Annotated in this window: 22 protein-coding genes; 10 read left to right on the top strand and 12 right to left on the bottom strand. The window is 52.8% G+C overall.

What is annotated here, in order from left to right:
• Positions 1 to 14: 14 nt before the first annotated feature.
• The 6 genes from rpnA to greB all read right to left on the bottom strand — a co-directional run bounded on the left by rpnA (position 15) and on the right by greB (position 7,229).
• Entirely contained in the window at positions 15 to 893 is an 879-nt protein-coding gene (rpnA, locus tag OQV04_RS07315; RefSeq protein ID WP_045175995.1) for a recombination-promoting nuclease RpnA, read from the bottom strand.
• Between the two features lie 202 nt (positions 894 to 1,095).
• The gene (gene feoC / locus OQV04_RS07310; RefSeq protein ID WP_000157586.1) at positions 1,096 to 1,332 is read right to left on the bottom strand and encodes a [Fe-S]-dependent transcriptional repressor FeoC; all 237 of its coding nucleotides are present in this window, start codon (positions 1,330 to 1,332) and stop codon (positions 1,096 to 1,098) included.
• A complete protein-coding gene (gene feoB / locus OQV04_RS07305) occupies positions 1,332 to 3,653 on the bottom strand; it encodes a Fe(2+) transporter permease subunit FeoB (RefSeq protein ID WP_032288299.1) in 2,322 nt (773 codons plus the stop codon). The genes feoC and feoB overlap by 1 nt, the downstream gene beginning before the upstream one ends.
• Before the next feature lie 16 nt (positions 3,654 to 3,669).
• A complete protein-coding gene (feoA, locus tag OQV04_RS07300; RefSeq protein WP_001200455.1) occupies positions 3,670 to 3,897 on the bottom strand; it encodes a ferrous iron transporter A in 228 nt (75 codons plus the stop codon).
• A 437-nt stretch (positions 3,898 to 4,334) separates the two neighbouring features.
• Positions 4,335 to 6,656, bottom strand: a complete 2,322-nt coding sequence (locus OQV04_RS07295; RefSeq protein ID WP_099145157.1) for a Tex family protein — start codon at positions 6,654 to 6,656, stop codon at positions 4,335 to 4,337.
• Between the two features lie 96 nt (positions 6,657 to 6,752).
• Positions 6,753 to 7,229, bottom strand: a complete 477-nt coding sequence (greB, locus tag OQV04_RS07290; RefSeq protein ID WP_000856744.1) for a transcription elongation factor GreB — start codon at positions 7,227 to 7,229, stop codon at positions 6,753 to 6,755.
• Between the two features lie 227 nt (positions 7,230 to 7,456).
• On the opposite strand from greB, the gene ompR reads away from it, so the two are divergent.
• Together ompR and envZ are read left to right on the top strand one after the other, a co-directional pair.
• Entirely contained in the window at positions 7,457 to 8,176 is a 720-nt protein-coding gene (ompR, locus tag OQV04_RS07285; RefSeq protein ID WP_001157751.1) for an osmolarity response regulator transcription factor OmpR, read from the top strand.
• Positions 8,173 to 9,525 carry a two-component system sensor histidine kinase EnvZ gene (gene envZ / locus OQV04_RS07280; RefSeq protein ID WP_032281713.1) on the top strand — a complete coding sequence of 451 codons (1,353 nt, stop codon included), beginning with the start codon at positions 8,173 to 8,175 and terminating at the stop codon, positions 9,523 to 9,525. The genes ompR and envZ overlap by 4 nt, the downstream gene beginning before the upstream one ends.
• Before the next feature lie 75 nt (positions 9,526 to 9,600).
• Here the strand turns inward: envZ and pckA are convergent, their stop codons facing one another.
• Positions 9,601 to 11,223 (bottom strand): phosphoenolpyruvate carboxykinase (ATP), encoded by a 1,623-nt coding sequence (gene pckA, locus OQV04_RS07275; RefSeq protein ID WP_032261894.1) that lies wholly within the window; start codon positions 11,221 to 11,223, stop codon positions 9,601 to 9,603.
• Between the two features lie 378 nt (positions 11,224 to 11,601).
• Here pckA and OQV04_RS07270 point away from each other — a divergent pair, with 378 nt between their 5' ends.
• Entirely contained in the window at positions 11,602 to 13,326 is a 1,725-nt protein-coding gene (locus tag OQV04_RS07270) for a DUF4153 domain-containing protein (protein ID WP_032281712.1), read from the top strand.
• A gap of 62 nt (positions 13,327 to 13,388) precedes the next feature.
• Here the strand turns inward: OQV04_RS07270 and hslO are convergent, their stop codons facing one another.
• The 4 genes from hslO to igaA all read right to left on the bottom strand — a co-directional run bounded on the left by hslO (position 13,389) and on the right by igaA (position 17,572).
• A complete protein-coding gene (gene hslO / locus OQV04_RS07265; RefSeq protein ID WP_001135574.1) occupies positions 13,389 to 14,267 on the bottom strand; it encodes an Hsp33 family molecular chaperone HslO in 879 nt (292 codons plus the stop codon).
• A gap of 24 nt (positions 14,268 to 14,291) precedes the next feature.
• A complete protein-coding gene (gene hslR / locus OQV04_RS07260) occupies positions 14,292 to 14,693 on the bottom strand; it encodes a ribosome-associated heat shock protein Hsp15 (RefSeq protein WP_000660483.1) in 402 nt (133 codons plus the stop codon).
• Between the two features lie 10 nt (positions 14,694 to 14,703).
• Complete coding sequence (gene yrfG, locus OQV04_RS07255; protein WP_001295168.1) at positions 14,704 to 15,372, bottom strand: GMP/IMP nucleotidase; 669 nt, start codon at positions 15,370 to 15,372, stop codon at positions 14,704 to 14,706.
• A 64-nt stretch (positions 15,373 to 15,436) separates the two neighbouring features.
• Entirely contained in the window at positions 15,437 to 17,572 is a 2,136-nt protein-coding gene (gene igaA, locus OQV04_RS07250) for an intracellular growth attenuator protein IgaA (protein ID WP_000104522.1), read from the bottom strand.
• Positions 17,573 to 17,891: 319 nt separating this feature from the next.
• Here igaA and nudE point away from each other — a divergent pair, with 319 nt between their 5' ends.
• Entirely contained in the window at positions 17,892 to 18,452 is a 561-nt protein-coding gene (gene nudE / locus OQV04_RS07245) for an ADP compounds hydrolase NudE (protein WP_000045739.1), read from the top strand.
• 164 nt (positions 18,453 to 18,616) lie between these two features.
• Here the strand turns inward: nudE and mrcA are convergent, their stop codons facing one another.
• Positions 18,617 to 21,169, bottom strand: coding sequence for a peptidoglycan glycosyltransferase/peptidoglycan DD-transpeptidase MrcA (gene mrcA / locus OQV04_RS07240; protein WP_032281709.1), 2,553 nt, complete (start codon positions 21,167 to 21,169; stop codon positions 18,617 to 18,619).
• Between the two features lie 119 nt (positions 21,170 to 21,288).
• On the opposite strand from mrcA, the gene hofM reads away from it, so the two are divergent.
• The 6 genes from hofM to aroK all read left to right on the top strand — a co-directional run bounded on the left by hofM (position 21,289) and on the right by aroK (position 25,497).
• Positions 21,289 to 22,068 carry a DNA utilization protein HofM gene (gene hofM, locus OQV04_RS07235; protein ID WP_032281708.1) on the top strand — a complete coding sequence of 260 codons (780 nt, stop codon included), beginning with the start codon at positions 21,289 to 21,291 and terminating at the stop codon, positions 22,066 to 22,068.
• Positions 22,068 to 22,607, top strand: coding sequence for a DNA utilization protein HofN (hofN, locus tag OQV04_RS07230; protein ID WP_032281707.1), 540 nt, complete (start codon positions 22,068 to 22,070; stop codon positions 22,605 to 22,607). The genes hofM and hofN overlap by 1 nt, the downstream gene beginning before the upstream one ends.
• The gene (gene hofO, locus OQV04_RS07225) at positions 22,591 to 23,031 is read left to right on the top strand and encodes a DNA utilization protein HofO (protein WP_032281706.1); all 441 of its coding nucleotides are present in this window, start codon (positions 22,591 to 22,593) and stop codon (positions 23,029 to 23,031) included. Before hofN ends, hofO begins: the two co-directional genes overlap by 17 nt.
• A complete protein-coding gene (hofP, locus tag OQV04_RS07220) occupies positions 23,021 to 23,425 on the top strand; it encodes a DNA utilization protein HofP (RefSeq protein ID WP_001264141.1) in 405 nt (134 codons plus the stop codon). Before hofO ends, hofP begins: the two co-directional genes overlap by 11 nt.
• Positions 23,337 to 24,575: a DNA uptake porin HofQ gene (hofQ, locus tag OQV04_RS07215; protein WP_000815972.1), complete on the top strand. Its 1,239-nt coding sequence runs from the start codon at positions 23,337 to 23,339 to the stop codon at positions 24,573 to 24,575. Before hofP ends, hofQ begins: the two co-directional genes overlap by 89 nt.
• A gap of 400 nt (positions 24,576 to 24,975) precedes the next feature.
• Positions 24,976 to 25,497 carry a shikimate kinase AroK gene (aroK, locus tag OQV04_RS07210; protein WP_000818618.1) on the top strand — a complete coding sequence of 174 codons (522 nt, stop codon included), beginning with the start codon at positions 24,976 to 24,978 and terminating at the stop codon, positions 25,495 to 25,497.
• Positions 25,498 to 25,503: the final 6 nt, after the last annotated feature.

Here is a 25,503-nt window from a genome sequence, read left to right as displayed (position 1 = left end):
GGCGAGACAGAACTTTACTGACTCGCCGCAGCCAACTCTTCTTCTGACAGCCCGGTAAAGCGCATGATGTCTGCAAGAGGAACTCCGGATTCAAGCATTATTTTGGCTATATGCAGGGCTTTGGATTGTTCCCCCTCCTGCCGCAATCTTTCCGCAATAGTCATTAAACTCTCCTTGTGTTTCGGTGATCGTTCGGCAACGCCGTCGATAAAATTGTTAAAACGTACCGCATCGCCGGTTTGCAGTATGTAATTAAACAGCCCTTTGATTTGTCTGTCATTAGCGTATCCACTACTTAATAAGCAGGCCATTTGTTCTACCAGCCCCATCAGGTCGCGTTGACGAATATGTTTTTGAATTAACTCCAGCAGCGCCATGCGTCGGTGCTGCATGATTTCATCATCAGGCATGACGGTGATATCAATCAGCGGAAATGCAGAGGCATAGAGCTGCCTTGCCAGGTTGGGATCGGCGAAACAATCCAGCCAACACAGCGAATAGGGATAGGGGCTTTCAATACCGTGATAAAACAACAATGGCACCACCATCGGCAACGTTTTGTATCCGGCATCAAGGTGATTTTGCATTGCGGCAATGGCGTAACGCATCATGCGGAATGCGATCAGTTTGTTTGAGGTGCTTTGATGTTCAATCAGACAATAGATGTATCCTGGTCCTTGTTCCGTTTTCACCGACCACAGCACGTCGGAATAGCTTTCACGCAGATCGTCATCAATAAAGCTGCTCGACTCCAGCTTGAGGGTTTTCATATCACAGAGCGCGTGAATGGGTGCCGGTAAATGAAACGCAAGAAAATCGCGTGCCGTCTCCGGTTGGCGTAAAAAGAGTTTGAACAGCGCATCGTGTGGGGTGGAACTCTGCTTTTTGCTCATGGCGCTCCTTCACCTGTTGTTTGAATGCCGCGACTCTATGCGCCACTCCACACCTGTGCATTAGCGAGTTTTCATCCCTGCGAGACGCTTTCAGAGGAACTTACGTCGCGCTGCAAGAATTGCATTTTTATGGAAAGCCGCACGCAAAAAAGCCCGGATGCAAACGCATACCGGGCTTTTCAAAACAGGCGATGGAGTATGGTTAACGCAGCGCCCACCACTCGCGCAGACAGGCTTTTCCTTCCGGGCAGCTTTTACAACTGCCGGAGAGGCAGCCGTCAGGTTCTTCCTGAATCCGCACGGCTTTGCCCATACTTTCCAGTTGTTGCAGCATGGCGTTAATCATTGGCTGTGGAGTGTTCAATGTCTGGCTTATCTGGGCCGCTTCCATACGGCCCCGTAACGCCAGCAAATCACGCACCTGAATAAGTGAAGCCATTAATGGCAATCACCGGTGGTGCTGGCTGCGCAGCAACTGCTTACCGACTTACGGGTTGCCAGCAGTTCGATATCCACCCGGCTACGCGCGCGGCGCAGCAGACCGATAACCACGATGTTAAACAGGATAACCGCCAGAATGCACACCAGGCTGTAAGTTGGGTGCTGACTGTAGCTGGCGATCTGATAGAACAATGTTGCCAGTGAGTAAGCGATATTCAGCCCCCACAGGATGGAGAAGCCCATCCAGCCACGGCTTGATTCACGGGCGATGGCTCCCATCACCGAGATGCACGGTACATACAGCAGGACGAAAATCAGGTAGCTGTATGCGGCAGCTGCGCTACCGAATTTCTGATCCATCACGCCCATCGCCCCGGTACCCATTTCGCCGTCGCCTTTGCTAGCTTCAATGGGGTTCATCAGTACGCTAAGGCTGAAGGTGTCCTTCAGGCTCTGCCAGGTTTCATCTACCGCGCTGAACAACTCTTCACCGAGGTTAAATTCCGCCGGATTGAACTCTTCGTCCTGAATATTTTCTGCGGTGTAGAGGGTGTTGAGCGTACCCACCACCACTTCTTTCGCCATTGCACCCGTAAACAGGCCAACTGTTGCCTGCCAGTTATCTTCATGCACGCCAATCGGCTTGAAGACCGGGGTGATCACCCGGCTGACGGAAGCCAGCGCCGAGTCGTTGATGTTATCGACGATTTTCCCGCTCAACGAGAAGCTGTTGAAAGCGCTCAGGAAAATGCTGACGATGATAATCACTTTACCAGCACGCAGAACGAAGCCTTTCAGACGCTGCCAGGTCTGGATAATCAGGCTTTTAACGTGTGGTACATGGTAGACCGGCAGCTCCATGACAAACGGCGTCGCTTCACCGCGCATGATGGTGTACTTGAGCATCAGGCCAGTCAGCACCGCCATCACGATACCGAGCATATACAGCGAGAAGACCGCCAGCGCACCGTTCTGCCCGAAGAAGGCAGCCGCGAATACTGCGAAGATAGCCAGACGCGCGCCGCAGGACATAAACGGTGCCATCATGATGGTCATCAGACGTTCACGCGGTGCATCAAGTGTACGTGCACCCATTACCGACGGTACGTTACAACCGAAACCGACGATCAGCGGCACAAAGGATTTCCCCGGCAAGCCCAGCGCCTGCATCAGGCGGTCCATCACAAACGCTGCACGCGCCATATAGCCGGAGTCCTCAAGGAAGGAGAGGAACAGGTACATCATGCCGATCTGCGGCACCAGTGGCAGCACGGTGTTAATACCGCCACCCAAGCCCTGGGCGAGGAAGATAGTCAGCCAGTCCGGGAAGTGGAGCGTGTAGCCAATCCATTGAATACCATGCACAAATAGCGCCACGGAGCCGACGTCAAACAGCGGCTGTAACGCCCCGCCGATGTTGATAGCCAGCAGGAACATCAGGTACATCACAAAGAGGAAAATCGGCAGACCGAGGAAACGGTTGAGCACGATTTTATCTACCGCAGTGGTGAAACGGCTGGGTTCTGCCGTCAGGGTGTTGCTTACCACATCACAGATGGCAGCAATGCACTGGTAACGCGCATCGGCAATGTGCAGCGCCGGATCGTCCATCTCATTACGCAGACGGGCGAGGGCGGCATCAAGATGCTGCGACGCTTCACCGGCGTAGGCGCGGCTGTAGATATCGCCTTCCAGCATTTGCAGGCCCAGCCAGCGACGTTGTTTCAGCGGGATGTCGGAAGGCATCACTTTTGCCAGTGAATCTGCTTCGTTGAGCAGCGGCTGTGCGTAATGCACCAGTTCCACATTCTCGTTAGCTTTATAGCGATCAATCGCCAGCTTGAGCGCTTCAATACCGCGACCACGGGTTGAAACCAGCGGGATCACCGGGCAGCCAAGACGCGCCGACAGAGCATCAATTTCAATACGAATATTTTGCTTCTCGGCAATGTCGAGCATGTTCAGTGCCACGATGCAGGGAATGCCGAGTTCCAGCAGTTGTAGCGTCAGGTACAGGTTACGCTCAAGGTTAGACGCATCCACCACGTTAATCAGCAGGTCGGCGTCGCCACTCAAAATGTAGTGACAGGCGATTTGCTCATCGAGCGAGGTCTGCGATGAGATGGTGGTCAGAGAATAGGTGCCGGGCAGGTCCACCAGCGTGACCTGATGATCGGTGGTGGAGAATTGCCCTTCTTTACGTTCGACGGTAACGCCAGCCCAGTTACCTACACGCTGACGTGCGCCAGTGAGCTGGTTAAATAAGGTTGTCTTGCCAGAATTTGGATTACCAATTAAGCCTATGGTTAATTTTTTCATTGTTGTTATCACCGTATTAACAGGAAACCGCTTCCACTTCTAATAAGGCCAGATCTTTTTTGCGTAATACCAGGCTCACACGACGGGTTTCGATATGAATGGGGTCGCCGAGTGGAGCGACGCGCACCACATTAAAAGAGGAGCCAGGTAACATGCCAAGAGAAAGCAGTTTTTGGCGATATGCCGGGCTGATTTCACGGGAAAAGCCAGTGATTTTCCACGCAGTATCTGGAGTGTATTGCATAGGTGCCTACTTGTTTCTCATTAACTGGATAACTACCTCATGGGGCGTTTGACAGCGACATGAGACCAGATGATTTGCCAACGAAGGAGAGATTAAATAATCAACAGTACAATGATAATGAGAATGGTTTCTATCAGCAATACTTAAAATGTGTGCGAATGTTGGTTTGAATAATAATCTGACTCAATGTTGATGTGGCTCAAGGTTATATCGCAGCGAAAATATAATTCGAATAGCGAATTACCAGGACTGGCTAATGTTTAATTAAGGTTTCAGTTGTTAATGAAGTGATAAATATTAACGAAATATATTGTGAGTTTGGCTGTGGAATAAATATGCCGGAGATATTCTCCGGCACTTTTATGTCAGGCAAGGCGTTCGTTGCCAGATGCGGCGTGAACGCCTTATCGCGCAGGTTTAGGGGCCAGTCCGGGCGTTTAACGTTTTTTGCCCATTGCTGCCGCCAGCGCGTCCATCATCGCGCTGTTACCGGCAGGCTGCGCTTCACGACCGCGTGGTTTGGCTGCCGGGCGGTTGTTTTGCGGGCGATCGTTACCGCCGCCGCGACGAGCGTTGGTTTCGCCAGGCTGCTCGTCCAGACGCATAGTCAGGGCGATACGTTTACGCTGAAGATCCACTTCCAGCACTTTCACCTTCACAATGTCGCCCGCTTTCACCACGGTATGCGGATCTTCCACAAACTTGTTCGACAATGAAGAGATGTGAACCAGGCCGTCCTGATGCACGCCGATATCGACAAACGCGCCAAAGTTGGTGACGTTGGTGACAGCGCCTTCGAGGATCATACCCGGTTGCAGGTCGTTCATTGTCTCGACGCCATCGGCAAACTGAGCGGTTTTAAATTCCGGACGCGGATCGCGACCCGGTTTTTCCAGCTCTTTGATGATGTCAGTTACTGTCGGCACACCGAATTTTTCATCAGTAAAGTCAGACGCTTTCAGGTTACGCAGTTCGCTGCTGTTACCCATCAGATCTTTCAGTGCCTGCTGTGTTGCTGCCAGAATGCGTTCCACCACCGGATAGGCTTCCGGGTGAACGGTAGAGGCGTCCAGCGGGTTATCACCGTGGTTAATGCGCAGGAAGCCCGCGCACTGCTCGAAGGCTTTCGGCCCCAGACGGCTCACTTTTAACAGTTGCTGACGGTTCTGGAACTGGCCGTTCTCATCGCGCCAGGCTACGATGTTTTGCGCCATCATGCGCGTCAGGCCCGCCACGCGGGTTAACAGCGGAACAGAAGCAGTGTTGAGATCGACGCCAACGGCGTTTACGCAGTCTTCTACTACTGCGTCCAGTTTGCGGGCCAGTTGCGTCTGGCTAACGTCATGCTGATACTGACCTACGCCGATAGATTTCGGATCGATTTTCACCAGCTCCGCCAGCGGATCCTGCAAACGGCGGGCGATAGAAACCGCGCCACGCAGCGAAACGTCGAGATCCGGGAACTCCTGCGCTGCCAGCTCGGAAGCCGAGTAAACCGACGCGCCAGCTTCGCTGACGATCACTTTCTGTGCGGTCACTTTCGGGAACTGCTTCTGCACGTCGAGATAGAAACGTTCGGTTTCGCGGGAAGCTGTACCGTTGCCGATCGCCACCAGTTCAACGTTATGCTTTTCACACAGCGCAGCAACAGTCATCGCTGCTTTTGCGGCTTGTCCGGTGTGCGGGTAAATGGTATCGGTCGCTACCAGTTTGCCAGTGGCATCGACCACCGCCACTTTTACCCCAGTACGCAGACCCGGATCGAGGCCCATCGTTGCACGCAGTCCGGCAGGGGCCGCCATCAGCAGATCGTGCAGGTTACGGGCAAAGACGTTGATTGCTTCATCTTCCGCACGTTCGCGCACGGTGCCCATCAGTTCGGTTTCCAGATGCATCAGCACCTTGATGCGCCACGTCCAGCTCACCACGCCTTTGCGCCAGCTATCCGCCGGGGCATTGTTCAGGCGCAGGCCAAGGTGATCCATGATGATTTGCTCGCAATAGCTCTCTTTCGGCGGCTCATCGAACTGTGGATCGGCATTCAGCGAAAGCTGAAGTACGCCTTCGTTACGCCCACGGAACATCGCCAGCGCGCGGTGAGAAGGCACCGTGGACAACGGTTCGTGATGATCGAAATAGTCGCGGAATTTCGCCCCTTCCTCTTCTTTACCGCTCACCACCGTAGAAACCAAATGCGCGTTCTTCCACAGATAATCACGCACTTTCGCCAGCAGCGCGGCATCTTCGGCAAACCGTTCCATCAGGATATAGCGCGCGCCGTCCAGCGCGGCTTTGGTATCTGCCACGCCTTTATCGGCATCAATATATTGCGCAGCGGCGACTTCTGGCGTGTGTGACGGATCGCTCCACAGCAGGTTAGCCAACGGCTCAAGCCCTGCTTCAATGGCGATTTGCCCGCGGGTGCGGCGTTTAGGTTTGTAGGGCAGGTAGAGGTCTTCGAGTTCGGTTTTGCTTAGGGTGGCGTTGATGGCATTCGCCAGATCATCGGTGAGTTTGCCTTGCTCGGAAATGGACTTGAGGATCGCCTGACGTCTCTCTTCCAGCTCGCGCAGATAGCTCAGACGCGTTTCCAGATTACGCAGCTGCGTGTCATCCAGACCGCCGGTGATTTCCTTACGATAACGTGCGATAAACGGCACGGTATTCCCTTCGTCAAGCAGGCGAACGGCAGCGTCAACCTGTTCCGGGCGCGCCTGAATTTCACCCGCAATAATGCGGCAGAACGAATCATTCATCATGGTTTGAGTTCATCTTTTCGGATCAAAAATCAGGGGATAGTTATACGGACTGGCTGGCAAAAATGCCAGCCATCGGCAGGAGGTTAAGACTCTTCCTTACGGTTTCACGTACTCGATAGCATTAACATACCAGCTCGCTTCCCCGGCAGGAGTATTCACCACAGCCAGATCGCCGACTTCTTTTTTCAGCAATGCGCGGGCCATCGGGGAATCGATAGAGATGTAATCTTTACGGCCAAAAATTTCATCGTAGCCGACAATACGGAAACGGTGAGTCACGCCATCGTCGTTTTCAATCTCCACCCACGCGCCAAAAAAGACTTTGCCTTCCTGCTGAGGGGAGTAATCGACGATTTTGAGATTTTCCATGCATTTAGTGAGATAGCGCACGCGACGGTCGATTTCACGCAGACGCTTTTTATTATACTGATAGTCAGCATTTTCGCTGCGGTCGCCCAGACTTGCGGCCCAGGTCACCTTTTTTGTGACCTCCGGGCGTTCTTCACGCCAGAGATAATTTAGCTCTTGTTTGAGTTTTTCATACCCTTCCCGGGTAACCAGGGGCGTTTTCATCTCGTTGATTCCCTTTGTCTGTTTGATAATGCGCACATTGGGTATAACGTGATCATATCAACAGAATCAATAATGTTTCGCCGAATAAATTGTATACTTAAGCTGCTGTTTAATATGCTTTGTAACAATTTAGGCTGAAATTCATACCAGATTTAGCTGGTGACGAACGTGAGCTTTTTTAAGAATACACGCTTACAAATTGTTGCGAACCTTTGGGAGTACAAACAATGCAAGAGAACTACAAGATTCTGGTGGTCGATGACGACATGCGCCTGCGCGCGCTGCTGGAGCGTTATCTCACCGAACAAGGCTTCCAGGTTCGAAGCGTCGCTAATGCAGAACAGATGGATCGCCTGCTGACTCGTGAATCTTTCCATCTTATGGTACTGGATTTGATGTTACCTGGTGAAGATGGCTTGTCGATTTGCCGACGTCTTCGTAGTCAGAGCAACCCGATGCCGATCATTATGGTGACGGCGAAAGGGGAAGAAGTGGACCGTATCGTTGGCCTGGAGATTGGCGCTGACGATTACATTCCAAAACCGTTTAACCCGCGTGAACTGCTGGCCCGTATCCGTGCGGTGCTGCGTCGTCAGGCGAACGAGCTACCAGGCGCACCGTCACAGGAAGAGGCGGTAATTGCTTTCGGTAAGTTCAAACTTAACCTCGGTACGCGCGAAATGTTCCGCGAAGACGAGCCGATGCCGCTCACCAGCGGTGAGTTTGCGGTACTGAAGGCACTGGTCAGCCATCCGCGTGAGCCGCTCTCCCGCGATAAGCTGATGAACCTTGCCCGTGGTCGTGAATATTCCGCAATGGAACGCTCCATCGACGTGCAGATTTCGCGTCTGCGCCGCATGGTGGAAGAAGATCCAGCGCATCCGCGTTACATTCAGACCGTTTGGGGCCTGGGCTACGTCTTTGTACCGGACGGCTCTAAAGCATGAGGCGATTGCGCTTCTCGCCACGAAGTTCATTTGCCCGTACGTTATTGCTCATCGTCACCTTGCTGTTCGCCAGCCTGGTGACGACTTATCTGGTGGTGCTGAACTTCGCGATTTTGCCGAGCCTCCAGCAGTTTAATAAAGTCCTCGCGTACGAAGTGCGTATGTTGATGACCGACAAACTGCAACTGGAGGACGGCACGCAGTTGGTTGTGCCTCCCGCTTTCCGTCGGGAGATCTACCGTGAGCTGGGGATCTCTCTCTACTCCAACGAGGCTGCCGAAGAGGCAGGTCTGCGTTGGGCGCAACACTATGAATTCTTAAGCCATCAGATGGCGCAGCAACTGGGCGGCCCGACGGAAGTGCGCGTTGAGGTCAACAAAAGTTCGCCTGTCGTCTGGCTGAAAACCTGGCTGTCGCCCAATATCTGGGTACGCGTGCCGCTGACCGAAATTCATCAGGGCGATTTCTCTCCGCTGTTCCGCTATACGTTGGCGATTATGCTATTGGCGATAGGCGGGGCGTGGCTGTTTATTCGTATCCAGAACCGACCGTTGGTCGATCTCGAACATGCTGCTTTGCAGGTCGGTAAAGGGATTATTCCTCCGCCGCTGCGTGAGTATGGCGCGTCCGAGGTGCGTTCCGTTACCCGCGCCTTTAACCATATGGCGGCTGGTGTTAAGCAACTGGCGGATGACCGCACGCTGCTGATGGCGGGGGTAAGTCACGACTTGCGTACACCGCTGACGCGTATTCGCCTGGCGACCGAGATGATGAGCGAGCAGGATGGCTACCTGGCAGAATCGATCAATAAAGATATCGAAGAGTGCAACGCCATCATTGAGCAGTTTATCGACTACCTGCGCACCGGGCAGGAGATGCCGATGGAAATGGCGGATCTTAATGCAGTGCTCGGTGAGGTGATTGCTGCCGAAAGTGGCTATGAGCGGGAAATTGAAACCGCGCTTTACCCCGGCAGCATTGAAGTGAAAATGCACCCGCTGTCGATCAAACGCGCGGTGGCGAATATGGTGGTCAACGCCGCCCGTTACGGCAATGGCTGGATCAAAGTCAGCAGCGGGACGGAGCCGAATCGCGCCTGGTTCCAGGTGGAAGATGACGGTCCGGGAATTGCGCCGGAACAACGTAAGCACCTTTTCCAGCCGTTTGTTCGCGGCGACAGTGCACGCACCATTAGCGGCACGGGATTAGGGCTGGCGATTGTGCAGCGTATCGTGGATAACCATAACGGGATGCTGGAGCTTGGCACCAGCGAGCGGGGCGGGCTTTCCATTCGCGCCTGGCTGCCTGTGCCGGTAACGCGGGCGCAGGGCACGGCAAAAGAAGGGTAAATAAACGGGAGGCGAAGGTGCCTCCCGTTTTGCTTTCTATAAGATACTGGATAGATATTCTCCAGCTTCAAATCATTACAGTTTCGGACCAGCCGCTACCAGCGCGGCACCCGCAGGGGTGTCGGTGTATTTATCGAAGTTGTCGATAAACAGTTTCGCCAGGGTTTCGGCTTTTTCCTGCCACTGTTCCGGGGAAGCGTAGGTGTTACGCGGATCAAGGATCCTGGTGTCTACGCCCGGCAGTTCGGTTGGGATCGCCAGGTTAAACATCGGCAGAGTGAAGGTTTCTGCATTATCCAGCGAACCGTTGAGGATGGCGTCGATAATGGCGCGGGTATCTTTAATCGAGATACGTTTGCCAGTGCCGTTCCAGCCAGTGTTAACCAGATAAGCCTGCGCGCCTGCCGCCTGCATACGTTTCACCAGCACTTCTGCGTACTGAGTCGGGTGCAGCGACAGGAATGCCGCGCCGAAGCAAGCGGAGAAGGTTGGCGTCGGTTCGGTGATGCCACGCTCAGTACCGGCCAGTTTGGCGGTGAAGCCAGAGAGGAAGTGGTACTGGGTTTGATCGGCAGTCAGACGAGAAACCGGCGGCAGCACACCAAAGGCGTCTGCGGTCAGGAAGATAACTTTCGTTGCGTGACCCGCTTTGGAAACCGGCTTAACGATGTTATCGATGTGATAGATCGGATAAGAAACGCGGGTGTTCTCGGTTTTTGAACCATCATCAAAGTCGATAGTGCCATCTTCACGCACGGTGACGTTTTCCAGCAGCGCATCGCGACGGATAGCGTTGTAGATTTCAGGTTCCGCTTCTTTCGACAGCTTGATAGTTTTTGCGTAGCAGCCGCCTTCGAAGTTAAACACGCCGTCATCGTCCCAGCCGTGTTCGTCATCGCCAATCAGGCGACGTTTCGGGTCGGTGGAAAGGGTGGTTTTACCGGTGCCGGAAAGGCCGAAGAACACCGCAACATCGCCTTTCTCGCCAACGTTGGCGGAGCAGTGCATAGAAGCGATACCTTTCAGCGGCAGCAGGTAGTTCATCATCGAGAACATCCCTTTCTTCATTTCGCCGCCGTACCAGGTGCCGCCAATCAGCTGCATGCGCTCGGTCAGGTTAAACGCCACGAAGTTTTCGGAGTTCAGACCCTGTTCTTTCCACTGCGGGTTAGTGCACTTCGCGCCGTTCATAACGATAAAGTCTGGTTTGAAACCTGCCAGCTCTTCATCGCTCGGGCGAATAAACATGTTTTTGACAAAATGCGCCTGCCAGGCCACTTCGGTGATGAAACGGACGGAAAGACGAGTATCCGGGTTCGCACCACAGAAAGCGTCGACAACGAACAGACGTTTGCCGGAAAGCTGTTTGGTCACCAGGCCTTTCAGATGTTGCCAGGTTTCCGGAGAGAGAGGTTTGTTATCGTTCTTACCTTTGCCTTTGTCTGCCCACCAGAAAGTATCGCGAGTGGTATCGTCACGGACGATATACTTATCTTTTGGTGAACGACCGGTGAAGATCCCGGTATCGACGGCAACGGCACCCAGATTAGTTAACACCCCGCGCTCATAACCTGTCAGGCTCGGATCGAGCTCTTCCTGATACAGCAGGTCGTAGCTTGGGTTGTAAACGATATCATGTACGTCACTGATACCATAAGCCTCGAGTTCTTGCGGGGTCAAACCATTGTTAACGCGCATTTCACTGCTCCTTAGCCAATATGTATTGCCTGAATAGTAAAGTCTTTTTGGGGGTGTTAACCGCGACAAGGCTCATAGATTTACGTATCTGGAGAAATTCATATTTGACAAAAAACTCCGTGATTCCTGTCACGAAACGGTTGCTATTATCGCAGAAATAGCATTTTAGGTGTGGAAAATGTTCTCAAAAGGTTAAATCTTGGTTTATATGGCGGGAATATTGTGAGTGGAATCGCATTCCTGAATGAAATTGATGCAAATTCAACCGGTAAAGTATCGATTCACCACGCTAACTTTTTTTGATTATTTTCTGAAAAAAGCAAAATACTACTGCCCGGATGCGATAATTAACCCACCTTTTGATTCTGGATAACCAACATGGATAACGTTGAACTTTCACCCGCAACACGCTGGGGGATGATTGCTACCGGATTACTTCAGGGTCTGGTTTGCTACCTGCTGATCGCCTGGCTTTCCGGAAAAAATCACAGTTGGATTGTTTATGGCGTGCCTGCGACCGTCGCGTTTTCATCCGTTTTACTCTTCTCCGTGATCTCTTTTAAACAGAAGCGCCTTTGGGGATGGCTGGCGCTGGTGTTTATTGCCACGCTGGGGATGAGCGGTTGGCTGAAGTGGCAAACTGATGGCATGAACCCCTGGAGAGCTGAAAAGGCGCTTTGGGATTTTGGCTGCTATCTGCTGCTGATGGCAATGTTGTTGCTACCGTGGATACAACAAAGCCTTCGCATCCGCAATGGCAGTAGCCGCTATCGCTATTTTTACCAGTCAGTATGGCATAACGTACTTATATTACAGGTTATTTTTCTCGCCAATGGCCTGACGTGGCTGGTGCTTTTACTGTGGGGTGAGTTGTTTAAACTTGTTGGCATCACGTTTTTCAATACGCTCTTTTTTGCAACCGACTGGTTTATGTATCTTACATTAGGTCTGGTTACCGCGCTGGCGGTGATCCTCGCGCGAACACAGTCACGTTTAATCGACTCTATTCAAAAGTTGTTCACGTTAATCGCCACGGGGTTGCTGCCGTTAGTATCATTGCTAACCCTGATGTTTATCATCACCCTGCCGTTTACGGGCCTGAGCGCGATTTCTCGCCACATCTCCGCCGCCGGGTTGCTGTTGACGCTGGCCTTTTTGCAATTGATCTTAATGGCTATTGTCCGCGATCCGCAAAAAGCGTCTCTTCCCTGGACGGGGCCGTTGCGTTGCCTGATTAAAACCGCTTTGCTGGTTGCTCCGCTGTATGTGTTCGTCGCCGCCTGGGCGTTATGGCTGCGGGTCGCTCAGTACGGCTGGACTGTCGACCGCTTGCAGGGCGTGCTGGCGGTGCTGGTGTTACTGGTGTGGTCGCTGGGGTATTTTGTCAGCATCGTCTGGCGTAAAGGGCAAAATCCCCTTGTTCTTCAGGGCAAAGTGAACCTTGCGGTTTCGTTATTGGTGTTGGTAATACTGGTGCTTCTTAATTCTCCGGTGCTGGACAGTATGCGCATTAGTGTGAACAGTCATATGGCGCGTTATCAGAGCGGCAAAAATACGCCAGACCAGGTAACTATCTACATGCTCGAACAGAGCGGTCGCTATGGACGTGCGGCGCTTGAGTCGCTGAAAAGCGATGCCGAGTATATGAAAGACCCGAAACGTGCGCGGGATCTGTTGATGGCGTTAGATGGAGAGCAACATCTTCAGCAACAGATATCGGAAAAAGTATTAGCCGAAAATGTGTTAATTGCCCCAGGTTCTGGTAAACCGGATGCGACATTCTGGTCGGCCTTAATCCAGGATCGCTATAACGTGATGACCTGCATTGAAAAAGACGCCTGCGTACTTGTCGAGCAAGATCTGAATAGTGATGGCAGGGCAGAGCGGATCCTCTTTGCCTTTGATGATGAAAGATACATTGTCTATGGCTTTGATCCTGACAAGAAAGAATGGCAAGAGCTTACGATGAGTTTACTTCCGCGTGATATAACGAAAGAAAAATTACTCACAGCTGCGAAGGATGGAAAACTGGGAACGAAGCCTAAAGCGTGGCGCGATCTTGTAGTGGATGGTGAAAGGCTGGATGTGAATCTGAATGAGTGACAAAGCGCATCAGGTGTATTAGTCGTAAAATCCGGCAGAGCCCTCTCTGCCGGACATACTCATTAATGAACTTGCGGATCTGCCGGAGACGCGTTGTTGCGGATTTCAGCAATATCCATCGCATTGAACAGATAGTGGTTACCGCAGTAATCACAATGCATGTCAATTTCGCCATCTTCCGCCAGGATGCTATCGACTTCTTCATCAGGCAGCGTTTTCAGCGCATCGGCGCAACGTTCACGCGAGCAGGTGCATTTGAACTCCACATCCTGCGGATCGTAAACCGTCACCTCTTCTTCGTGATACAAACGCCACAACACTTCGTTTGCCGGTAAGGTCAGCAGTTCTTCGGTTTTGATGGTTTCGGTTAGCGTCGCCAGGTGGTCGAAGTCGTCCTGCTGGGCATTTTGCGCAGGCATTACCTGCAACAACATACCGCCCGCAGCCGGTTTGCCGTCTACGTCGCCGGTGCGAATAAACAGGCGCGTCGGCAGCTGTTCAGAACGCATAAAGTAATCTTCCAGGCAGGCCGCCAGGGTATCTCCTTCCAGACCCACCACGCCCTGATAGCGCTCACCTTCGCTCGGGGTAATGGTGATCACCACGTAACCATTGCCGACCAGCGTTTTCAGGTCGGCATTTTCTGGAATTTCGCCCTGCACGCGCGCCACACCGCGCATCTGCTGGTTGTTGTTACCGTTAATAACCGCCAGATTCATCGGACCGTCGCCTTGCAGCTGTACGGTGATATCACCATCAAACTTCAGCGTAGCGGTTAACAGGCTGGTCGCAACCAGCAGTTCTGCCAGCACGTTTTTAACGGGCTGCGGATAATCGTGGTTCTCAAGGATCTGTTGCAGGGTTTCCGAAACGGTTACCAGTTCGCCGCGAACGGCAAAATTTTCAAACAGATAGCGATGTAATTGGTCATGTTGCGGCATAATCATCTCTCTTGCAGGTAACAGTTATTCACTGTCGCCGTGTTTAAATCGTAACAGGTCGCGGCGCTCTTTTTTGTCTGGGCGTCGGTCCGGGTGCGGCATGGTTAAGGCATTAAGTTTACGTGCCAGCGCCATTTTTTCGCGTTTCTCTACACTTTCCGCAGTCTCTTCATACAGCAAGGCTGCCTCGCTGGCGGGGCGACGCTGTTCAGTAATCGCCTTTACAATCACCGTGCGTTCGTCATTTCCCTGGCGCAGAGTGAGCGTGGCATTCAGCTCGACGATTTTGCTCGGCTTGCTGCGCTGCCCGTTGTAATGCACCTTACCGCCCTCAATCATTTCACGGGCCAGCGCGCGGGTTTTATAAAAACGGGCAGCCCATAGCCATTTATCCAGTCGAACCTCAACAGCAGGTTTTTCTTTCATGGCGTCTCCTTCACATTAGCGAGGGGATCAGGCGGCGGTAGTCATTCAGTGACGGATGGCGTTGATACTGTTTCTCGGCAATCCCTGAGTCAGGATTAGTCACGCCGAGGCAGTAACGAATACCAAATTGCGCGGCAGCATCGAGAATCGCTTCGCTGTCATCAATAAACAGCGTTCTTTCAGCTTTCAGACCCGTAGCTTCGGCCACCGCATGCCATAACCGCTGATCCTCTTTCGGATAACCAAATGTGTGGGTGGAAAGTAATAAATCAAGGTGTGCGTCCAGACCGGTATGCTCAAGTTTTACCGCCAGGTTGTGCGGATGCGCATTGGTGAGCAAAATTCGCTGCTTACCGCTGGCTTTCAGTGCCTCAAGAAACGGAATGGTATCTTCACGCAGTACGGCACGCGGTCCCATCTCGGTGGTCATCGCACAGATATCCAGACCCAGTTGCTCACTCCAGTAATCAAGACAGTACCAGTTTAGCGTATGCTGTACGTCGTGATATTGCTGGCGCATATATTCCATCGCTTCCTGTGGCGTAACCCCGTTTTTCGCGCCCCATGTTTCAGGCACCAGCTTTTGCCAGAAATAGTTATCGAAGGCGAGGTCGAGCAACGTGCCGTCCATATCCAGCAGAACGGTATCTACGTCCTGCCAGGCAATGTTGATATGCATGAGGGAAATCTCCAGAGTGAAGCAATTTGCGCGACAGGGTAGCATAACCTGCCGCGCAAACGTGTTATTCGATAAGGCTTTCTGAAGGGGTGATCAGTTGCGGGTTCAGGCAGCTTTCATAATAGGCCTGAATCTTCATCATGCGAGTGCGATGACGCTGGTAACGCCGCCAGGCCTGTACGCCATTATAAATGGCGCTACCCAGCATCGTCAGTAGCAGCAGTGTGGTGCTGAGATAGCGCCACAGGCCGGAACGATCCGGGATCGGATGAAGGCCTATATGCTGCGTACCATTGGCGTCAGTGAAGATTTTTGTGACGATACCCTCGGCGTTAAACGGCGTATGCATCAGCATTTGTGCCAGTTTCTGGAAAGCGTTCCACTGTTCTTGCGGCGGGTAGTCGTAAAGTGATGCCGAAGGCCAGGGCTGATCAACAAAATCGCTGCCTTCATCGCTGACAATCAGGAATCCGCCGGGGGCCGGACTGTTTAGTGATTGTGCCGCTCGTGCCGTTTCATGCGTGATAAACGGCGCGGTGGAGGTTGCCACCAGGTTATCCAGCGATTCCGCACTCACCGGGCGTAATAACACATTCACGCCATCGAGCTTCCCGGCGTTGGCGCGTTTTACCAGCGCGTCCCAGTCTTTACTGTTGCCGAGATTGACCAGCGCATTTTTCAGTCGCACACAGTCATCTTTGGCAGAACACAGATCCGCTGTCTTCAGTACAATGTCGCCAAAATCATCAAGCAATACCATGCCGGATTTTTGAATCGCTGAACGTAATGAGGCACTGACGCGAGATTCATCTTCCGGTTTAGGGTGCAGCTGGCGATTAACTGCTTCAGTCAATGCCGTCGCTTTGTTGACCAGCTCAGATTCTGGTAATGGTAATGAGCGGGCGTCATTCCAGATGATCTGCGAGCAGTCAAACGGTAAAAAAGGTGAATTGGTTTTCGCGCTCCAGGTTCCGGAAGTGCGAATATTACACATTCCCGTACCGCTAATACGCAATGTATCGCCTACCCGCACGCCAGCGTCAGCCAGTTGTTTTACGCTGGTGGCTTCAATGGTCTGCGCGCCTTTCATCCATGAGAGAGTGAATTTCAGCGGCATATCCAGCGGGATCCAGAATAACAGCATAAACAGCACCAGCAGCGAGCCCGCAGCGATAATCGTACTGCGCAGCCAGTGCTGTAACGGAAAGTTTTTTACTTCATCATGCAGCGAAAGATATCGTCCCTGACGCACTACGTGGCGGTCGAGATAGATATCAATATCGGTTTGTTGACCGAGATCCTGAGCAATGTATGGCTGCCAGTGTGCGGGATAGACCAGGTCGATAATACCGAGTGAAATATTGTTGATCTGTTCCTGATCGTTTTCGCCAAACAATCCCCAACGACGGGGTGTACCGCGCAGACAATGAATTTCCCGCAGGGAGGATTTTGCCGGGGGGGCGAATAGCCCCCACAGACCTGCGCCCAGCAGCAGTAACGCGCCGCCTGCCAGCCACGGAACAAATACATCCGGGGTAATCAGGCAGAAAAAGAACATCAGAAAGGAGGCGACGATCAGCAACGCTTCACGCAGCCCGCGCGGACGACTCAGCGCATATTCTTCATGCGTTTCTTTGCGAATATTGAGTAGCTCGATTTGCTCACTCTCTTCCCCGCGAATCGACGCCTGCGTGGACGGAACAGGTTGCAAGGCATAGCCGCGCGTTTCCTGCATGTACTCCTGCAGCGTATGACCGTTGAGTGAAATAACCAGTGGCAGCGAATCGGTATGAATCAATTCAACGGTATTCTCATCGTTGATGTACTGCTCCCAGAAAGGGGGCAGGTGCACTTCTACCGAATCGAGGTAGTAACGCCATTTATTCGGATCGTCGGTAGAGATGCCGTAACGCGTGATAGCGTGTGTCAGCATCATGACGTTGTTGCTTTCGGCATTCAGCGCCAGAGAGATCGGTGCCGCGCTGGCTCCCGTTGGGCCAGGCACCTGTAATACCTGCGTCAGGCTCTCAAGATAATTTTCAACGGCGCTACGTTCTTCAGGTGTGAGTTTACGCGTTTGCGCATCCGCGAAGGCGTTGGTCCAGGGCAGCTGACGCCGTCTGGATCGCACTTTTATCAGCCATCCCGCAAGTAGTGAGCAGGCCAGCAAAGCAGCTAAAAAAATCACAATGGTGCTCATGCTTTCCCCATCTTACTTAGTCTGTCAGGCGTGGTCAGTCGCACCGGACACAATACATGATTCTGCGGTTGGCTATCGGCAAGCGTGGAGTTTAACTTGAGCATCATTAAGCACATCACAGTAACCGCTGATCATAGCAAACCCTCTGAAGGCGGAATATCAGCAAATTCCTGGAGTTATTTCAACCTATTGACTTTTAATTTGATTTGAGGACGATTATTTATTAAGTTACATAAATGTAAATAACATGCAATTCACATTGCCGAAAGCGTGTCCGATATCGCACAATAACCGCTGATTTCACAGCATAGATCCCACGATGAGCAAATCATTACAAAAACCCACCATTCTGAATGTTGAAACTGTAGCCCGTTCCCGACTGTTTACCGTCGAGAGCGTGGATCTGGAGTTCAGCAATGGCGTGCGGCGTGTTTATGAACGAATGCGTCCAACCAACCGGGAAGCAGTGATGATTGTGCCGATTGTGGACGATCACCTGATCCTGATCCGCGAATATGCAGTGGGAACTGAATCCTACGAATTAGGTTTTTCGAAAGGATTAATTGATCCGGGTGAAAGCGTCTTCGAAGCCGCTAACCGCGAGCTAAAAGAAGAGGTTGGATTTGGTGCGAACGATCTGACTTTTTTGAAGAAGCTCAGCATGGCACCGTCTTACTTTTCCAGCAAAATGAATATCGTGGTAGCGCAAGATCTCTACCCGGAATCGCTGGAAGGCGATGAGCCAGAGCCGCTACCACAGGTGCGCTGGCCGCTGGCGCATATGATGGATTTGCTGGAAGACCCTGACTTCAACGAAGCGCGTAATGTCAGCGCGCTGTTCCTCGTGCGCGAATGGTTGAAAGGGCAGGGGCGAGTGTAAATGCGTGAAGTTTGCCTGATGCACAACGCTTATCAGGCTTATGGGGTTCCTGCAATATATTGAGTTTTCACGATTTTGTTAGCCGGATAACGCGTTCACCCGTATCCGGCATAAACAAGTGCACTTTGTCAGCAAACTGAAAAGGCGCCGAAGCGCCTTTTTAATCAGAACAATTCCTGTGCCTCGCCATTATCGATAATGGTCGTTCCCACCTCGTGCACCGCCTGTTGTGTCGGCTGCGTACCTTCGATGAAATACTCTTCGCGGCTGTTGCCACCATTAGCTAACTGCCCGGTGCTGCGATCGATATTCACCGTCACAATACCCGGCGGCGGCGTCAGCGGCTGCTCCGGCACACCTTCAAGAACGGCTTTCATATAAGCGTCCCATGCAGGCTGGGCACTCTTGGCACCGCCTTCGTAACCTGAGATCTGATCTTTAATCGCTCCGGAAGCCGTTGTATGACCGAGATTACGACGGTGATCATCAAAGCCAATCCAGACCGAGGTCACAACGCCCGGACCGTAACCCGAGAACCACGCATCTTTCGAACTGTTAGTGGTACCGGTTTTCCCGCCGATATCGCGACGCTGCAAATCACGACCTGCACGCCAGCCGGTACCCTGCCAGCCTGGCTCACCAAAGATATTGGTGTTCAAAGCACTCTTAATCAGGAATGCCAGCGGAGTGTTGATGACGTGCGGTGCGTACTCCTGCGCGCCAGTCTTCGCAACTAACGCCTGATTTGCCTGCTCCAGCTGCGGCATTGGTACAGAAACATTCTGCTGCTCGCGGGAGATAGCGACATCTTCAACATTGTTATTTTCCAGCACGTTCGATTTCTGCGTATCACCGTAAATCACCGGAATATCACATTCCGGGCAAGCTACTTTCGGTTTCGCTTCGAAAATCACGCCGCCCTGATCGTTTTCAATTTTGCTGATAAACCACGGGTCCACCAGGAAGCCGCCGTTCGCCATGACCGCGTAGCCGCGCGCCACCTGCATTGGGGTGAAGGACGCTGAACCCAGCGCCAGCGATTCGGTGTGGACAATGTTTTGCGCCGGGAAGCCGAAGCGTTGCAGATATTCTGCAGCGTAGTCGACGCCCATCGCCCGCATTGCGCGTACCATCACCACGTTTTTCGACTGACCCAGCCCCTGACGTAAGCGAATTGGACCGGCATACTGCGGTGGTGAGTTCTTCGGCTGCCAGTCAGAACCGGCACCTGCATCCCAGCGAGAAATTGGCACATCGTTCAACATACTTGCCAGCGTCAGACCTTTATCCATCGCCGCGGTGTAGAGGAACGGTTTGATGTTGGAACCTACCTGACGCAGTGCCTGGGTGGCGCGGTTAAACTTGCTCTGATTGAAATCAAAGCCACCGACCAACGCCATAACGGCACCGTTTTGCGGATTGATCGACACCAGTGCCGAGTTCACTTCCGGCACTTGTGCCAGCCACCATGCATCGCCAACCTGACGAACCCAGATTTGCTGACCCGTTTGCAGAACATCGGTCACTTTACGCGGCGTCGGTCCCTGCTGAGTATCCGAACGGTAAGGACGCGCCCAGCGAACGCCTTCCATACTCAATGCGACGGTCGACCCGTCCGCCAGCATCGCCGTCGCTCCCTGAGGATTGGCGCTGGTGACTGCGGCAGGCAGCAGCGGACCATAGGTCGGCAGCGCCTTCAGCGTATCGGTAATCTTGTTGTTATCCCACGCCGACTCGCCCACTTTCCACAGCACATTTGCCGGGCCGCGATAGCCGTGGCGCATGTCGTAGTCCAGCACGTTATTACGTACCGCCTGCTGCGCGGCCTGCTGCACTTTGCGGGTGATGGTGGTGTAAATGCGATAACCGTCTTCATAGGCACTTTCGCCATAACGGTTATACATCTCCTGGCGCACCATTTCGCTCAGGTACGGCGCAGAAAAAGCAATCTCCGGCGCGTGATAGTTAGCGTTAATCGCCTCAGTGCGTGTCTGATCGAACTGTTGTTGGGTGATATACCCTTCATCCAGCATCCGCGATAGCACGACGTTACGCCGCGCGACGGCACGATCCATCGAGTAGAGCGGGTTGAAGGTGGAAGGCGCTTTCGGCAGTCCGGCTATCACCGCCATTTCGTTCAGCGTCAGTTGGTCGACCGTTTTTCCGAAATAGACTTGTGCCGCAGCACCGACACCATAGGCGCGGTAACCAAGGTAAATCTTGTTCAGATAAAGCTCGAGGATCTCGTCTTTCGTCAGCAGCTGTTCAATGCGAATCGCGAGGAAGACTTCCTTAATCTTACGCATCAGCGTGCGTTCTGGACTGAGGAAGAAGTTTCTCGCCAGCTGCTGGGTAATGGTACTCGCCCCTTGTGACGCGTGGCCGGAGAACAGCGCCACGCTTGCTGCACGGAAGATCCCCACCGGGTCAACGCCGTGATGCTCGTAGAAGCGGCTGTCTTCCGTCGCGATAAAGGCTTTCACCATCTCCGGCGGGATTTGATCCAGCGTAACCGGAATACGACGTTTCTCACCGTATTGAGCAATCAGCTCGCCATCGGCGCTGTAAATCTGCATCGGAATTTGCAGGCGAACATCTTTTAATGTCGCCACATCCGGCAGTTGTGGCTCGATGTAGCGGTATAGGCCATAAATCGAGCCTGCTCCCAGCAGAATGCAACAGACTGCAAGGATCAAAAAATACTTTACGAACTTCACTGGAAATTTCCCATTTAGTTTCATTTGGGCAGTTTATAAACAAACGCGCGGTAGTATAAAGGCAAGCCAGACGCATTGATATACCCGTCAGAGTGACGGGTGATAAGGAGATCATCACAATGGCATTTAAGATCTGGCAAATTGGTTTGCATTTACAACAGCAAGAAGCGGTAGCGGTTGCTATTGTGCGGGGCGCAAAAGAATGCTTTTTGCAACGCTGGTGGCGGTTGCCGCTGGCGCACGACATTATCAAAGATGGGCGGATTGTTGATGCGCAGCGGCTGGCTAAAACGTTGTTACCGTGGAGTCGCGAACTGCCGCAGCGCCATCACATCATGTTGGCGTTTCCCGCCAGTCGCACATTACAGCGGTCATTTCCGCGCCCGCCGATGTCCCTCGGTGAGCGGGAGCAAACGGCCTGGCTTTCCGGGACGATGGCCCGCGAGCTGGATATGGATCCGGACTCCCTGCGCTTCGATTACAGCGAAGACTCACTCAGTCCCGCCTATAACGTGACTGCCGCGCAAAGCAAAGAGCTGGCAACGCTGCTTACTCTGGCAGAAAGGTTGCGTGTTCATGTTAGTGCGATCACCCCGGATGCCAGTGCATTACAGCGATTCCTGCCTTTTTTACCTTCTCATCAGCAATGTCTGGCCTGGCGTGATAACGAACAGTGGCTGTGGGCGACGCGCTATCGCTGGGGGCGCAAACTGGCGGTGGGGATGACTAGCGCGAAGGAGCTGGCGGCAGCGTTATCCGTTGATCCCGAAAGCGTCGCGATATGTGGCGAAGGCGGATTTGATCCCTGGGAGGCCGTTTCTGTTCGTCAGCCGCCGTTACCGCCGCCAGGTGGAGACTTTGCCATCGCGCTGGGGCTGGCGCTTGGGAAGGCGTACTGATGAACCCGCCAATTAATTTTTTGCCCTGGCGACAGCAACGCCGGACCGCTTTTCTTCGTTTCTGGTTGCTGATGTTCGTTGCGCCTCTGCTGCTGGCCGTCGGGATAACGCTAATACTGCGTCTGACAAGCAGCGCCGAAGCTCGCGTAGACGCCGTTTTGCTTCAGGGGGAACAACAACTCGCCCGCAGCTTACAGATAACGAAACCACGTTTGCTGCAGCAACAGCAGTTACGCGAACAGCGTTTGCAACGGCAGCGCCAGCGACAATTTACCCGCGACTGGCAATCTGCGCTGGAAGCACTGGCGGCGCTTTTACCCGAGCACGCCTGGCTGACAACGATAAGCTGGCAGCAGGGAACGCTGGAGATCAAGGGGCTGACAACAAGCATTACCGCGTTAAACGCACTGGAAACGTCACTCCGCCAGGATGCGTCTTTTCATCTCAATCAGCGGGGGGCCACGCAGCAGGATGCGCAGGGACGCTGGCAATTTGAGTATCAGTTAACAAGGAAGGTTAGCGATGAACATGTTCTTTGACTGGTGGTTCGCCACATCACCCCGTCTCCGCCAGCTTTGCTGGGCAGTCTGGTTGCTGATGTTAGTTACGCTCATTTTTCTGTCATCGACACATCATGAAGAGAGCGACGCATTAATTCGACTACGGGCAAGTCATCACCAGCAGTGGGCCGCACTGTATCGCCTGGTAGACACCACTCCCTTCAGCGAGGAAAAAACGCTGCCCTTTTCGCCACTGGATTTTCAGTTATCCGGCGCGCAACTGGTTTCCTGGCATCCATCCGCGCAGGGAGGCGAGTTGGCGTTGAAAACGCTGTGGGAAGCAGTGCCGTCGGCATTTACACGGCTGGCAGAGCGCAACGTCAGCGTGAGCCGTTTTTCATTAAGCGTGGAAGGTGATGATCTTTTGTTCACCCTACAACTGGAGACGCCGCATGAGGGTTAAACGCTGGTTGTTGGCAGGTATTGCATTGTGCCTTTTAACCGGTATGCGTGACCCTTTTAAACCGCCGGAAGATCTATGCCGGATTAGCGAACTTAGCCAGTGGCGCTATCAGGGGATGGTAGGGCGAGGCGAGCGCATCATCGGTGTAATAAAAGACGGGCAAAAGAAATGGCGACGGGTGCAGCAAAACGATGTGCTGGAAAACGGCTGGACAATTTTACAGCTGACGCCAGACGTACTAACGCTGGGTACCGGGACAAACTGCGAACCGCCACAATGGTTGTGGCAACGGCAAGGAGATACAAATGAAGCAATGGATAGCCGCACTACTGTTGATGCTGATACCCGGCGTACAGGCGGCAAAGCCGCAAAAAGTGACGCTGATGGTGGATGACGTTCCGGTAGCTCAGGTGTTGCAGGCGCTGGCTGAACAGGAGAAGTTGAACCTGGTGGTGTCGCCAGACGTCAGCGGTACGGTGTCGTTACATCTAACAGATGTTCCCTGGAAGCAGGCACTACAAACTGTAGTGAAAAGCGCCGGACTGATAACGCGCCAGGAGGGCAACATTCTCTCAGTGCATTCCATTGCCTGGCAGAATGACAATATCGCCCGTCAGGAAGCGGAGCAGGCGCGGGCGCAGGCAAATCTGCCGCTGGAAAATCGCAATATTACTCTGCAATACGCCGACGCCGGAGAGCTGGCGAAAGCTGGGGAAAAGCTACTGAGTGCCAAAGGGAGTATGACCGTCGATAAACGCACCAATCGCCTTTTGCTACGAGATAACAAAACGGCGTTAAGCGCCCTTGAACAGTGGGTAGCGCAAATGGATCTGCCGGTCGGGCAGGTTGAGCTGTCGGCGCATATTGTCACCATTAATGAAAAAAGTTTGCGTGAGTTAGGCGTGAAATGGACGCTGGCCGATGCGCAACAAGCTGGTGGCGTTGGGCAAGTCACCACGCTTGGCAGCGACCTCTCCGTAGCGACGGCGACAACGCATGTCGGTTTTAACATTGGGCGCATCAACGGACGTTTGCTGGATCTTGAGCTTTCTGCGCTCGAACAAAAACAGCAGCTGGATATTATCGCTAGTCCGCGTCTGCTGGCCTCACATCTTCAGCCTGCCAGCATTAAACAGGGGAGCGAAATTCCATATCAAGTTTCCAGCGGGGAAAGTGGCGCGACGTCGGTGGAATTTAAAGAGGCAGTCCTGGGGATGGAGGTCACGCCCACGGTGTTACAAAAAGGTCGCATCCGGCTGAAATTACACATCAGCCAGAACGTTCCGGGGCAGGTGCTACAGCAGGCCGATGGCGAAGTGCTGGCGATTGATAAGCAGGAGATCGAAACGCAGGTCGAGGTCAAAAGCGGAGAAACGTTGGCGCTGGGCGGCATTTTTACCCGTAAAAATAAATCGGGTCAGGATAGCGTGCCGTTGCTTGGCGACATTCCCTGGTTCGGGCAATTATTTCGTCATGACGGAAAAGAAGATGAACGACGCGAGTTAGTGGTGTTTATCACGCCACGACTGGTTTCCAGTGAGTAAACAGCCGTAAAAGCGGTAATGTTTTTACGCTGAACGTGTTTCATCTATTTGACGCGCGCAGGTATTTAGCATACAAGGAGTACCGATTTGAGAGTTGGTGCTCTTCGCTGCCTGCGTTCCATGATGATGATTTATCATTCAGGCGGCATTTTGCTGTCTTTTTTACGCTAATCTTACCCGGTGATTTATCGCCAGAGCGGTGGTAGCAAGGCAGCGCGCTTGCAGCGACCAGATATGCAGAGGGATGGGTGATTTATTCAGTTGCCAAACCCGCTGGAGTATTGAGATAATTTTCAGTCTGACTCTCGCAATATCTTATGAGGTTTCAGTTCATGTCCTGCGGCGCTCTCTGAGCGAAGCGGGTTTATCATTAACGAATAGTCTTAGTAGTACCGAAAAAATGGCAGAGAAACGCAATATCTTTCTGGTTGGGCCTATGGGTGCCGGAAAAAGCACTATTGGGCGCCAGTTAGCTCAACAACTCAATATGGAATTTTACGATTCCGATCAAGAGATTGAGAAACGAACCGGAGCTGATGTGGGCTGGGTTTTCGATTTAGAAGGCGAAGAAGGCTTCCGCGATCGCGAAGAAAAGGTCATCAATGAGTTGACCGAGAAACAGGGTATTGTGCTGGCTACTGGCGGCGGCTCTGTGAAATCCCGTGAAACGCGTAACCGTCTTTCCGCTCGTGGCGTTGTCGTTTATCTTGAAACGACCATCGAAAAGCAACTTGCACGCACGCAGCGTGATAAAAAACGCCCGTTGCTGCACGTTGAAACACCGCCACGTGAAGTTCTGGAAGCGTTGGCCAATGAACGCAATCCGCTGTATGAAGAGATTGCCGACGTGACCATTCGTACTGATGATCAAAGCGCTAAAGTGGTTGCAAACCAGATTATTCACATGCTGGAAAGCAACTAATTCTGG

The sequence above is a fragment of the Escherichia sp. Lx600-2 genome (assembly GCF_036662595.1).
GTDB lineage: Bacteria > Pseudomonadota > Gammaproteobacteria > Enterobacterales > Enterobacteriaceae > Escherichia > Escherichia coli.
Note: the sequence above shows the minus strand (reverse complement) of the source record. Positions and strands in the feature narration are given on the sequence as shown.